This window comes from Microbacterium esteraromaticum, assembly GCF_900163815.1.
Taxonomy (GTDB): Bacteria; Actinomycetota; Actinomycetes; order Actinomycetales; family Microbacteriaceae; genus Microbacterium; species Microbacterium esteraromaticum_B.
Genome location: NZ_FUKO01000022.1, coordinates 96,212 through 108,062, shown reverse-complemented (window position 1 = coordinate 108,062; position 11,851 = coordinate 96,212). Strand labels below are relative to the sequence as shown.

Annotated in this window: 11 protein-coding genes; 5 read left to right on the top strand and 6 right to left on the bottom strand. The window is 67.7% G+C overall.

Annotation, left to right across the window (positions count from 1 at the left end; translation table 11 throughout):
• Position 1 precedes the first annotated feature (1 nt).
• Genes FM104_RS09855 through FM104_RS09840 form a run of 4 tightly spaced genes read right to left on the bottom strand, consistent with a single transcriptional unit; the run spans position 2 to position 4,497 of the window.
• Positions 2–445: a DUF2871 domain-containing protein gene (locus tag FM104_RS09855; protein WP_087131951.1), complete on the bottom strand. Its 444-nt coding sequence runs from the start codon at positions 443–445 to the stop codon at positions 2–4.
• 29 nt (positions 446–474) lie between these two features.
• A complete protein-coding gene (locus FM104_RS09850; RefSeq protein WP_087131948.1) occupies positions 475–1,092 on the bottom strand; it encodes a response regulator in 618 nt (205 codons plus the stop codon).
• A complete protein-coding gene (locus FM104_RS09845) occupies positions 1,089–2,375 on the bottom strand; it encodes a sensor histidine kinase (protein ID WP_087131945.1) in 1,287 nt (428 codons plus the stop codon). The genes FM104_RS09850 and FM104_RS09845 overlap by 4 nt, the downstream gene beginning before the upstream one ends.
• The gene (locus FM104_RS09840) at positions 2,341–4,497 is read right to left on the bottom strand and encodes an MMPL family transporter (RefSeq protein ID WP_256971604.1); all 2,157 of its coding nucleotides are present in this window, start codon (positions 4,495–4,497) and stop codon (positions 2,341–2,343) included. Before FM104_RS09840 ends, FM104_RS09845 begins: the two co-directional genes overlap by 35 nt.
• Positions 4,498–4,824: 327 nt before the next feature.
• On the opposite strand from FM104_RS09840, the gene FM104_RS09835 reads away from it, so the two are divergent.
• Complete coding sequence (locus FM104_RS09835) at positions 4,825–5,436, top strand: ABC transporter ATP-binding protein (RefSeq protein ID WP_256971603.1); 612 nt, start codon at positions 4,825–4,827, stop codon at positions 5,434–5,436.
• Positions 5,433–6,962: a hypothetical protein gene (locus FM104_RS09830; RefSeq protein WP_087131940.1), complete on the top strand. Its 1,530-nt coding sequence runs from the start codon at positions 5,433–5,435 to the stop codon at positions 6,960–6,962. The genes FM104_RS09835 and FM104_RS09830 overlap by 4 nt, the downstream gene beginning before the upstream one ends.
• 142 nt (positions 6,963–7,104) lie before the next feature.
• On the opposite strand, the gene FM104_RS09825 is transcribed toward FM104_RS09830, so the two are convergent.
• Together FM104_RS09825 and FM104_RS09820 are read right to left on the bottom strand one after the other, a co-directional pair.
• Positions 7,105–8,106, bottom strand: coding sequence for an NADPH:quinone reductase (locus FM104_RS09825; RefSeq protein ID WP_087131937.1), 1,002 nt, complete (start codon positions 8,104–8,106; stop codon positions 7,105–7,107).
• A gap of 157 nt (positions 8,107–8,263) precedes the next feature.
• Positions 8,264–8,461, bottom strand: coding sequence for a CsbD family protein (locus tag FM104_RS09820; protein WP_373407845.1), 198 nt, complete (start codon positions 8,459–8,461; stop codon positions 8,264–8,266).
• Between the two features lie 297 nt (positions 8,462–8,758).
• Between FM104_RS09820 and FM104_RS09815 the strand changes: the two genes are divergently transcribed.
• From FM104_RS09815 to FM104_RS09805, 3 genes are read left to right on the top strand one after another with little or no spacing between them, the layout of a single operon-like run.
• Entirely contained in the window at positions 8,759–9,796 is a 1,038-nt protein-coding gene (locus tag FM104_RS09815; protein WP_256971602.1) for an acyl-CoA dehydrogenase, read from the top strand.
• Positions 9,796–11,145, top strand: coding sequence for a PIG-L family deacetylase (locus FM104_RS09810; protein ID WP_087131934.1), 1,350 nt, complete (start codon positions 9,796–9,798; stop codon positions 11,143–11,145). Before FM104_RS09815 ends, FM104_RS09810 begins: the two co-directional genes overlap by 1 nt.
• Positions 11,145–11,837 carry a glycosyltransferase gene (locus FM104_RS09805; RefSeq protein WP_087131932.1) on the top strand — a complete coding sequence of 231 codons (693 nt, stop codon included), beginning with the start codon at positions 11,145–11,147 and terminating at the stop codon, positions 11,835–11,837. The genes FM104_RS09810 and FM104_RS09805 overlap by 1 nt, the downstream gene beginning before the upstream one ends.
• Positions 11,838–11,851: the final 14 nt, after the last annotated feature.

Below are 11,851 nucleotides of genomic sequence, written 5' to 3'. Positions count from 1 at the left end.
CTCAGGCCGCCACCGGTGCGGGGGATTCCTTGGCGCTCTTCGTGACCGCGCGGCCAAGGGCGAGGAAGAAGAAGATCATGCCGGCGGTGATCAGGATGTGGCCGAGCCCGGCGATGCCGGAGATCATCGCCGACGACTCTTCACCGAGCACGGTGAGGATGCCGTGCCAGACCATCATTCCCGCGGTGAGCACGAGGCCGGCGTTGTACAGCCAGAAGAACCAGCCGAACAGCTTCGGGCTGTTCGAGAACGCGAACGTCTTCTCGAGGACGAGCGCGATCAGCAGCACGATGAATCCGAGCGTGAGCAGGTGGGTGTGCACGACGGCGAGCTGGGTGAATTCGCCCGCCGGGAAATCATTGGCCTTGGTGAATTCGCGGTAGAACAGACCGGCAGAGACGCCGAGGATCATGTAGATGAACGCGGCGTTGAACAACTTCTTCATGGGATTTCCTTTCGAGACCGTCGTGGCGATCAGATGAGGCCGGTCTCCTGCGCCAGGTGAATGGCGCGTGATCGGCTGTCGACATCGAGTTTGGTGAAGATGTGAGCGAGGTGACTCTTGACGGTCGCCTCGGTGACGAAGAGCGTGCGCGCGATCTCTTTGTTCGCGGCGCCCTTCGCGAGCAGGCGCAGCACCTCGAGTTCGCGCTCGGTGAGCTTCGGCAGGGGATTGCGCATGCCCCGCAGCACGCGCGAGGCGAGATCGGGTGCGAGGAACACGTCTCCGGCGGCGGCACGGCGGATGCCGTCGACGATCACCTCTGGAGCGACATCCTTGAGCAGGTAGCCGGCGGCTCCCGCCTCGATCGCACCGAGGATCTCGGCATCGCGGTCGAAGGTGGTCAGAATCAGCACAGCCGGGGCGGGATCGAGCGCGCGCAGCGCCAGCGTGGTCTGGATGCCGTCGATGCCATCACCGAGGCGCAGGTCGCACAGCACGACATCCGGGTGCAGATGCTCGGCGAGCGTGATGGCCTCTTCGCCGGTGGCGGCTTCGCCGATGACCTGCACGGTGTCACCGGTGTCGATCACAGCGCGCAGGCCGCTGCGCACGACGGGGTGGTCGTCGACGAGCAGAACGGTGGTCATGACGGCTCCTCGGATTCGGCGGAGACGGACGGATGCCCAGGGGCGGGGGAGTGGATCGGCAGATGCACTGAGATCGCAGTGCCCTCGCCGGGTGTGCTCTCGACGTCGAGACCGCCGCCGAGCTCTCGCAGCCGCGCGCTCATGAACCGCAGTCCGTAACTGGAGGAGCCCGTGTCGCTCTGCTGCTCCCACGCCGCGAGATCGAACCCCGAGCCGTCGTCGATGATGTCCAGACGCACGGTGTCTTCCGCATCGATGAGACTCATCACCACGCGGCTCGCCTGCGCATGCAGCCGCACGTTGGCCAGCGCCGACTGCGCGGTGCGCAGCATCGTGACCTCGACTTCGGTCGGCAGGATCGGGAGCGTGTCATCGACATGCAGCTCGACCTGCAGGCCGGTCTCGTCGTGCAGGCGATCCAGCATCCGCTGCAGTGCTGCGGCGAGCGCATCGTCTTCGAGCTCTGCCGGCGCGAGGGCGGCGACGATGCGGCGAACATCGCCGAGGCTGTCACCGGCGAGCGCTTCGACCTGCGCGAAGGTGCGCACGGCATCGGCGTCATCGGTGCGGTTGCCGCCGGCGTGGGCGAGGAGCCGGATCGAGGAGATGCCCTGCGCGATGGTGTCGTGGATGTCGCGCGAGATGCGGGTGCGTTCGGCGATCGCCCCGGAGTGCCGCTGGGCGAGGGCGAGTTCGTCCTGCAGATCGGCCATCTCCTGCTGGGTGCGGGTGAGCGAGGCGACCAGACGCTCGCGCTCGGCGGCGTCGCGCAGCAGCTGCAGATACCCGCGCGAGATGCCGAACGCGAAGACGCCGCCGATGAGCGGGCCGAAGACGTTCGCATAGCTGGTCGTGCCGTGGTGCACGATTGGTGCGACGATCACGATCGCCAGGATCAGTGCCGAGAACAGCAGCCCCCAGCGCACCGGCAGCAGGTGTCCGGCGAGCAGCCAGAGCAGAAACGCCACCCAGACGAACTCGGCCGAGACCGAGACGGCCGCGATCCAGATCACTGCGAAGCCGATCAGCCACCCGACGATCAGGGCACGCGAACCGCCCTTCGACGGCAGGATCGTGCCCGCGGTGTGCCAGGCGAGGATCGCCAGCCCCGAGATCACCGCGGCGGGGATCGAGACGCCATCGCCGATCGCACGGATCACGCCGATCGCGGTGAGGGCTGCGGCGATGAGGTGCTGACCGATCTGCATGGCCCGCACCATCGAGCCGATCGGTGCGGACCCGATCGGGTCAGTGTGCGTCAGCGGTGCGTTGACGAGACTCATGCGTCAATTCTCCATCCGACCCGTTCTGCGGCTCCTCGACGGCGGGCGTGTTCGCGCCCTTGTGTCCTTCATCCTGCCCGCCCGGACGACCCGGCCACCAGATGCGATCGCCCACGAGGCTGAAGATCGCCGGCACGATGATCGTGCGCACCACCAGGGTGTCGACGATCACGCCCACCCCGACGATGAGACCGAGCTGGCCGAGTGTGACCAGTGGCAGCACCCCGAGGGCGGCGAAGACGGCCGCGAGCACGATGCCCGCACTGGTGATCACACTGCCGGTGTGCGCGACGGCTTCGATCATGCCGGTGCGCGTGCCGCGGGTGGCGGCCTCGTTGCGAGCGCGGTGCACGAGGAAGATCGTGTAGTCGATGCCGAGCGCGACGAGGAAGAGGAATGCCAGCAGCGGCACCTGCAGATCGAGAGCGTGCTGGCCGAACAGCATCCGGCTCAGGAACGATCCCGCACCGATCGCGGCGAGCGCGCTGGCCAGGTTGACCACGAGCAGCAGCACCGGCGCCGCGATGGAACGCAGCAGCACCAGCAGCACGAGGAAGCTGACGGCGAGCACCAGCGGTGCGATCAGCAGCAGATCCGCCTGGTTGCCCTCTCTCGCGTCGACGTCTGTCGCGACAGCGCCGCCGACGACGGCATCCGCATTCGGCACCGCGTGCACGGCCGCACGAAGCTCGCCGATCTGGTCGAGGCTCTCGGTGGTGCTGGGTGCGTATTCGCTGGTGACCATGATCTTGGTGAGCGAGTCGTCGTCGGTGGTGCCGACGGGATGCGCGCGAACGACACCCTCGACGTCCTTGGCGGCGGCGACGACGGCATCCGCTTCGGCGCTGTCGGCGACGATGAAGATCGGCTGCGCCTCGCCGGGTGCGAAGTGCGCGGAGACGACCTCGAGACCGGTGGCCGACTCGGACTGCACGCGGAACTTCTCGACCTGGTCGAGTCCGACCGAGGTGCCGATCAGGCCCGCGGCCATCACGGCGAGCAGCGCAACGCCGGCGAGCAGGCTGCGCGCGGGGCGCCGGACGACACCGGATGCGATGCGGCGCCATGCGCGGCCCTGCGGGCGCGTCTGGCCGGGACGGGGCACGAACGGCCAGAACACCTTGCGGCCGCAGACCGCAAGGAACGGCGGCAGCATGAACACGACTGCGGCGAGCGCGATGAGCAGTCCGATGGCCGACGAGACACCGAGTCCGTGGGTGCCGGGGATGACGGCGAGCACGAGGGTGAGCAGGGCCAGAACGACAGTGACGTTGGATGCCACGATCGCCGGCACCGTCTTGCGCCATGCCGTGCTGAGCGCCTGGCGGTGGTCGTCGTTCTGCAGCAGCTCCTCGCGGTAGCGCGAGATGAGCAGCAGCGCGTAGTTCGTGCCGGCTCCGAAGACGAGCACGCTGATGATGCCGGAGTCGAACTGCAGGTTCCATGCGGCGCCAGCGGCGGCGGTCATGCGTCCGGCGAGGCCGTCGGCGAGTGCGACGACGATGAGCGGCACCAGCCACAGCACGGGGGAGCGGTAGGTGATGATGAGCAGCAGCGCGACGATGAGGATCGTCACCAGCAGGAGGGTGAAGTTCGCTCCGTCGAAGGATGCCGCGATGTCGGCGCCGAAGGCGGGGCCGCCGGTGACCTGAAGAGTGAGGCCGTCGATCGGGTTGTCGGCGATGTCGGTGCGGATCGCCTTGATCACCTCTGCGGTGTCGGTGTTGCTCTCACCGACCTTGATCGGCGTGACCAGTAATGCGGCTTTTCCGTCGTCGCTGACCAGCGGTCCGTTGGAGTCGGCATCCGCGTGGGTGTCGAGCACGGGCAGCAGCGCCTTGAGGTCGGCCTGGTCCTGCTCGGTCAGCGCCGCGTCGTCATCGCGGGAAGCCACCACGAGCACCGACTGCCGGTCGGCATTCGGGAACTGCTGCATCAGCTCGCTCGCCTGCGACGATTCGGAGTCGGCTGGCGCCTGCGCGTTGCCGGCGGGAGCCTTTGCCGAGCCGAATGCGCCGAACAGCGCGACCATGATGAGCACGACGATGCCGAGCGAGATCCATGCGCCGCGACGCGAGGTCAGCTTGTCGGAGAAGCGAGAACGAAGACGAGAGGATGCCATGTCACCTACTCCATCAATTTCGGCGTTTTCGGACATCGCGTAAGAGGGTGAACCCCGTCTCCACCTTTTGGATGAGACCGCGTGCCCATCGCGCACGTCTGCTGCCAGCATCCGCCGCTGCCCGCGCGCCCCCGCTCGCCGCGGCCACTCGCCGCATCCGCCGCACAACATCCGCCGAGAAACCACTTGCCGCACGAGAAACCACGTGGCATGTGGTTTCTCGTGCAGGAAGTGGTTTCTCGGTGATTGCGGCGCGCGCACGAGAGAGCGCGTGGGGGACGCGCGTGCCGGGCGTGAGAGGGTGAAGCTGTGATCGAGGTGAGCGAGGTGAGCGTCGTCGCGGACGATGTGACGCTGCTCGCGCCGGTCTCGACGAGCGCGCAGCCCGGTGAGGCGCTGATCGTGCGCGGTCGCAACGGCACGGGCAAATCAACGCTGCTGCGCGTGTTGGCCGGCAGTCGCACGCCTTCGAGCGGCACGGTGCAGATCGGCGACGCGGCCGTCTCAGAGCGAGACCCGCGCTTCCGTCGACGCGTCGCGGTGATGATCGGTCTTCCGCCGATGGCCCCCGACCTGACCCTGCTCGATCACGTCGCACTGGTCGCGGCGACGTGGTTCGACCGGCGCGAGGACAGCACTGCCCGCGCGAACGAGGTGCTCGCAGATCTGGGGCTGCGCACCCTGCACGCCCGCTTTCCGCACGAACTCTCGTCGGGCCAGACGCAGCTGTTCGGTCTCGCGCTGGTGCTGGTGCGTCCGTTCGACGTGCTGATCCTCGACGAACCCGAGCAGCGTCTCGATCCCGAGCACATCGAGACCGTCGTGCGTGTGCTGCGCTCACGCCGCGATGGGGGAGCGACGCTCGTCGTCGCCACCCACAGTGACGTGATCGCAGACGGCCTCGGCGATCGGATGCTGACGCTCGAGGCGGCGGCGTGAACAGTCGCATCCTCAGTGCTCAGCGACGCCATCCGGTCCGCCGCCTCCGCGCGGCACTCGCGATCTGGCGCAATGCCCGGGCGCGCCCCTCCGGCGAGCGCGTCTACGTCATCTACCTGGCGCTGATGGTTGCGCTCGTCGCCGTCGCCCCTGTCGCACGCGCGATCTGGGTGAGCATGACCAGTCCCGAAGTGGTGGCCGCGCTCACCTCAGCCACCGCCAGACAGGTCGCGATGTTCGCGGTCGCCGCCCTCTGGGCTGGTGCGCTGTTCGCGGGGCGAGATCGCGGACCCGCGCTTCGCCCACCATTCCTCATCCACGCGTTCGTCACGAGCGACGTCCGGCGATCGCGTGTCTTTCGCGGGCCGCTGCTGCGCAGCGCGGGGGTCGTCGTCGCCACGGCAACGGTCATCGGCGGGTTGATCGCCGTCAGTCTCGCGAGCCATGGTCTGGTCGCTCCGCTCCACGCCACCGTCTTCATCATCGCCAGCGCGCTCATCGGCATCATCACCGCGATGCTCTGGCTCGCGGGGCAAGCGCTGCCGCGAACAGCGACGTTCCTCGCGCTGGGCGTGCTCGCACTTGGCACAGTCACCGCATCCGTTCCCACCTTGGTTCCCTTCACGCCGTGGGGATGGTTCGGACTCCTCTATTCCGGCGACGGAAGCCTTCAGGCTCTCGCCGGACTGTGGGCTCTGACGCTCGCCCTGTGCGCAGCGGCGCCGACGCTGTTGAACCGGCTCCGATTCGCCGAGCTGTCTGCCCAGTCACTGCGCTGGCAATCGGCCATGACGCATGCCACCGGGATGGACTTCGCGTCGGCGACGACGGTCTACCAGCTGCGACCCGGAATTGGCAGGCGGATCCGCGCCGTGCGTTCGGCCGGGCGACTGCCGCTGACCTTCCTCGTGCGCGATGCGGTCGGAGCCGTCCGCACGCCGGGACGGCTGCTGACCGGCATCCTCACTCTCGCCGCGGCCGGGGTCCTGATTGCCGTCGCGAGCGCCCCATTGGCACCGGGATGGATGCTGGGCACGCTCGCCGGAATCATCGCCTTCGCCGGTATGGGGCCACTGACTGACGGCATCCGGCACGCCACGAGCGTCGCATCGGATTTCGCGCTGTACGGGATCGGCGACGAGCGCCTGCTCGCCAACCATGCGCTGTTTCCCATCGCGGTCGCCGCGGTCGTGCTGGTCGGGGCGGCGGGTGCATGCGCAGTGATCATGGGCATCTCCGTGCTCGCACCGCTCGTCAGCTCGTTTGCGGTGGGGATGCTGGCCATCGCCGCACGCATCGCCACCGCTCTGAAAGGTGCACTGCCGGTCGCACTGCTCACGCCGATGCCGACGCCGATGGGAGACCTCGGCGCGGCGGTGCGACTGGCCTGGGCGCTGGACGGACTGCTGTTCGCCGCTCTGGCAGGGGTCGCGGCTGTGGTCGTCTTCGAGTCGCCCCTGCTGCTGGCCGGGGTAGCGGTTGCCGTCGGCGGAATCGGTGTGAGCCGCTGGCGGCACCGACGCTGACCACGTTTTTCGCAGCGGCCACTCACCGCATCCGCCGCACAACACCCGTCGAGAAACCACTTCCTGCACGAGAAACCAGCTGGCACGTGGTTTCTCGTGCAGGAGATGGTTTCTCGGCAACTGGGCGTACCGGGTGGCGTGGTCAGGGCCGGACGAGGATCTTCCCGGAGACCGCGTGCGACTCCAGCATTCGGTGCGCATCCGCGGTCCGGTCGAGCGGCAGCACGGTGGCGATGCGTCCGCGGAGCGTACCGGCGGCGAGCATGCGATTGATCACCTCGGCCGCGGCCGCAAGGTCGTCGACGGTGGCGTTGCTGATCGCGAAGCCGCGCAGCTGCAAGTCAGACGTGTACACGGCACCGACCGGCAGCGGTGGCGCGGCGGCGAGCGCTGACATGAGCAGCATCCGCCCGCGTTGCCGCATGACGGGCAGCGTCGCCTCGAAGTCATGATGGCCGGAGGTGTCGCACCACACATGGACGCCGCCGGGTGCCGCAGCACGCACCTGCGCGAGCGCATCATCGTCGTGGTAATCGATCACGATGTCTGCGCCGCTGGCGCGGCACCACTCAAAATCTTTCGGCGAGCAGGTGGCGATCACCCGGGCTGCGGCCGCATGCGCCAGTTGCACGAACGCCGAGCCCACCGCACCCCCGGCCCCGCCGATGAACACCGTCTCCCCGGATTGCAGCTGTGCCTCGCGGAAGAGCCCGATCCAGGCGGTGGCCGCGACGTGCAGTACGGCGGCCGCAGCATCAGCCTCGACGCCCTCCGGAAGCGGATACAGCCGCTCAGCTTCCACCACCGAATACTCGCTGAACGAGCCCTGCCTGCCGTCGTGGCCGAGGCTGTTGCACCACACCCGGTCGCCGGGCGCGAAACCGGTGACGCCATCGCCGATCTCCGCCACGACGCCGACCAGGTCACGGCCGACGATGAACGGCCCGTGCGCTGGAAGCGGAGTGCGGTACGCCCCAGAGCGCACGAAGGTGTCGACGTGATCGACCGCGAGAACCGTGTTCTTCACCAGCACCTCGCCCGGTCCCGGCGTGGGAACCGGCACCTCTCCGATTTCGATCGATTCGGCGGGTCCCGTCGCGTGGATGAACGCGGCACGCATGGATGCCGGGATGCTGCCGACCATGCCTCCCAATGTACGCCTGACGGTTGCACGCTCCGAGGAACGAAGAAAGCTGCCGGCCCCTGGGGATCGGGGTCGGCAGCTTCTCATCTTCCCTGCGTGGGGACTGCGCAGCGCGTGGGGATCGCGTCAAGCACAAACGCAGGGGTCAGTTCGCTCGTCAGTCGAGCGAATCCTTCACGTCCTCGACGGCCTTCTTGACGCCCGCCTTGGCCTGGTCCATCTTGCCTTCAGCCTGAAGACCCTTGTCGTCGGTAGCGTCGCCGACCGCTTCCTTGCCCTTGCCCTTGAGGTCTTCTGCTTCGTTGCTGATCTTGTCGTCGATACCCATGATCTTCTCCTTCAGTTCAGCTGTCATGCACGCATCTTGTGCGTGCTGTATCCATCAGAGCGGAATGGCGCCGCCACGATAAGGGGCTTGACTAAGGAAGCGCAGATCGTTAGGAACGCGCGAAGGCTTGTGATTCGATCGATCACGCCCATCTCGCAGTTAGCACCACGGCGATATGCCGGTCAAGCCCCGCGACTGCGGTGCCCGGCCATGACAATGTCATCACAGCGCCAGAGACCGCCGATTTTGACGCTCTCGACCGACTGGCTCCAGCGCCGCGATACGGAGCCGCCCTCGCCACCTCAAGAAGATGGAGCCCTTCGCATGATGCGTGTGTTGACGGATTCTGCCTCGGCTGAGGCTCAAGTTATCGAGCAGGCCGCGACGGAGGTCGCCGGACTCGGAGTCGACCTCGATGCGACGATCGGCTGGGCCGTGCGGCTGGGCCCGCTGGTCTCGCAGCCGGGCAGTGGGCGAACAGCCGGCCGCTGGAGCGCGCTGGCCACAGCCGCATCGTTGGATGTCGCCGCGGCCCGCGTGCTTGAGCCGCATCTCGATGCGCTGGCCATCATCGCCGAAGCCCAGGCGACCGGGTCGCTCGCGCGGGAGGCGCTGGACGCCATTGGTGCGGATGAGTCCGCGTCGTGGGGTGTCTATGCCGCGGAGGGTCCGATCAGCCTCACCGCCGAAGCGAATGGTGACGGAACGTGGCGACTCGACGGCACGAAATCATGGTGTTCTCTGGCCGGACGCCTGAGTCACGCGCTGGTCACCGCGTGGGTGAACAATGATGAGCGGCAGCTGTTCGCGGTCTCGCTCCGGCATCCATCGGTCGAGGCGCAGATCGGGCCGTGGGTCGCCCGTGGGCTGAGCGGTATCGTCAGCGCCGCAGTCGACTTTCACAACACGCCTGCCGTGCCGGTCGGGGATGCGGGGTGGTACCTGAAGCGACCAGGGTTCCACTGGGGAGGAATGGGAGTCGCGGCAGTCTGGTGGGGCGGCGTGCTCCCCGTGGCCGACGCACTTGGCCGCGCCGCCAGTCGCAGTGGCGCCGATCAGATCGCGCAGATGCTGCACGGCGAGGCGGATGCGCATCTCTGGGCGACGCGAGTGGTACTGACGGATGCCGCGGCCCGCATCGACGCATCCGCCGGAGATGCACGCGTCCTCGCGCAGCGCGTGCGCGCGGTCACTGCGCACGCGGCCGAACGAGTACTCACTCTGGCCGATCACGGCCTCGGCCCCGGACCGCTCACCACAGACGAAGAGCACGCGCGCCGTGTGTCGGATCTGCGCATCTACCTGCGTCAGGATCACGCCGAGCGAGACCTCGCCCGGCTGGGCCGATCGGTGGTGGCGTGATGGCGCCCAGCTTCGATCACCGCGACCCGGGTACTTCAGAGAATTCCTGGGCGGATGCTGCGCCGTGGGCCGACGCGGCAGAGATGTCGATGAGCATGGAGCAGCTCATCGTGTTCGCAGCGCACCCCGATGATGAGACGCTGGGCGCTGGCGGCATCATCGCAGCCGTAGGAAACCTCGGCATCCCCGTCACGGTGGTGGTCATGACAGATGGCGAGTCATCGCATCCGTCATCGATCGCGGACCTCCGGCGCGCCCGCCGCCACGAGCTGCTCGACGCGGTGGCTGATCTCGCACCGAGCGCTGCCGTGCACTTCGCGGGGTTCCCGGATGGCGGCCTGCGTGAAGAAGCGGCGGAGGTGCGCCGCTATGCGCGAGGGCTGCTGGCGAGTGTGAAGCAGGTGCCCTCGACGGTGCTCGCGCCCTGGTGGGAGGACGGCCACCGCGACCATCGCGTCTTAGGCGAGATCGTTCGCGACCTGCGCACGAGCACCCTGCGGGTCTTCGGCTACCCGATCTGGTTCTGGCACTGGGGCGACCCGAAAGCGGCGAGCACCGAAGGCTGGCACACCCTGCCGCTGGATGAATCCACGCGCTCGTCGAAGGCACGCGCGCTGCGACGGCATCGCAGCCAGCTCGAGCCGCTGTCGGAACGAGCGGGCGACGAGGCGATCATCCATGCCGAGATGCTGCGCCACTTCCAGCGCGAGCACGAAGTGTTCATCGCACCGGAAGAACTCACCACGGTGACCGGCGGATGGTTCGAGGATCGCTACACGGGGAAGGCAGACCCGTGGGGCGTAGACACTCGCTGGTACGAGCAGCGCAAGCGCGAACTGACCGCGGCCATCCTGCCGCGGCCGAGATACGAGAGAGTGCTGGAGCTCGCATGCGGCACGGGAGCATTCACGCGGATGCTGGCCGAACGGTCGGCGCACGTGCTCGCGGTGGATGCGTCAGCGCACGCGCTCGAAAAGGCGCGTGTTCGTCTGGGCGATGCGCCGCATGTGCAGATTCGCGAAATGGATCTGCTTTCCGACTGGCCCGAGGGTCGCTTCGACCTCATCGTTCTCTCGGAGGTGGCCTACTACTGGAGCGCGGCCGACTGGGCCCAGGTGCTGGACCGTGTGGATGGATCCCTCGATGCCGATGGTGTGTTCGTCGTCTGCCACTGGCGGCATCCGATCGCCGGGGCGCCGCTTTCGGGTGACGACGTGCATGAGCAGGTTCGCTCGCACTCCGGTTTCCTTTCTGTCGCCAGCCATCTCGAAGAAGACTTCGTCCTCGAAGTCTTCGCGCGCCCGGAGCACGCGCAGTCGGTCGCCGCGGAGACGGGAGTCTGGCCGTGATGCGCAACCCTCTTTCCGCGATCGCTGTCGTCATTCCGGTGCATGACGAAGAAGCACTGCTGGGCGCTTGCCTGTCTTCGGTGTGCGACGCCGCCGAAGCGGCGCGGGCTGCTGTCTCCGACGTCGTCGTGCATGTGGTGCTCGACGCATGCACGGATGCATCAACGCAGATCGCCGCAGAATTCCCGGTGGCGGTGCACACGGTGGACGCATGCTCGGTGGGCGTCGCCCGGGGAGCGGGCGTGCAAGCCGCCCTGCGACAGTTGGCCCGAGTTCCTGCTGACCGATTGTGGCTCGCGCACACCGATGCGGATTCGGCAGTGCCGCGTCACTGGCTGACGCATCAGGTGGCGCTGGCCAATGACGGCGCAGACGTCGTCGTCGGCACAGTGCGGCCCGATTTTCGTGACCTGAGCGACGCGCAGATCGCTGCGTGGCGTGCGAGGTACACCCCCGGGGTCGCAAACGGACATGTGCACGGCGCCAACCTCGGCACTCGCGCCAGTTCGCTGATCGCAGTAGGAGGCTTCCCGCCCATCCCGGCGCACGAGGATGTTCGTCTCGTGGAAGAGATGCGGCGCGGAGGCGCGAAGATCGTTGCCTCTGACGACGCGTGGGTCCTCACGAGCGGGCGACAGTATGGCCGCGCCACCGGCGGGTACGCCGACTATCTGCGCACCCAGCTTGTTTAAAACCGACGGCGCGA

Bases quoted from the DNA above. Each gene is read 5' to 3' on its own strand.
- FM104_RS09855 (WP_087131951.1), bottom strand. From the start codon at position 445: ATGAAGAAGTTGTTCAACGCCGCGTTCATCTACATGATCCTCGGCGTC.
- FM104_RS09850 (WP_087131948.1), bottom strand. From the start codon at position 1,092: ATGACCACCGTTCTGCTCGTCGACGACCACCCCGTCGTGCGCAGCGGC.
- FM104_RS09845 (WP_087131945.1), bottom strand. From the start codon at position 2,375: ATGAGTCTCGTCAACGCACCGCTGACGCACACTGACCCGATCGGGTCC.
- FM104_RS09840 (WP_256971604.1), bottom strand. From the start codon at position 4,497: ATGGCATCCTCTCGTCTTCGTTCTCGCTTCTCCGACAAGCTGACCTCG.
- FM104_RS09825 (WP_087131937.1), bottom strand. From the start codon at position 8,106: ATGGTCGGCAGCATCCCGGCATCCATGCGTGCCGCGTTCATCCACGCG.
- FM104_RS09820 (WP_373407845.1), bottom strand. From the start codon at position 8,461: ATGACAGCTGAACTGAAGGAGAAGATCATGGGTATCGACGACAAGATC.
- FM104_RS09815 (WP_256971602.1), top strand. From the start codon at position 8,759: ATGATGCGTGTGTTGACGGATTCTGCCTCGGCTGAGGCTCAAGTTATC.
- FM104_RS09810 (WP_087131934.1), top strand. From the start codon at position 9,796: ATGGCGCCCAGCTTCGATCACCGCGACCCGGGTACTTCAGAGAATTCC.
- FM104_RS09805 (WP_087131932.1), top strand. From the start codon at position 11,145: ATGCGCAACCCTCTTTCCGCGATCGCTGTCGTCATTCCGGTGCATGAC.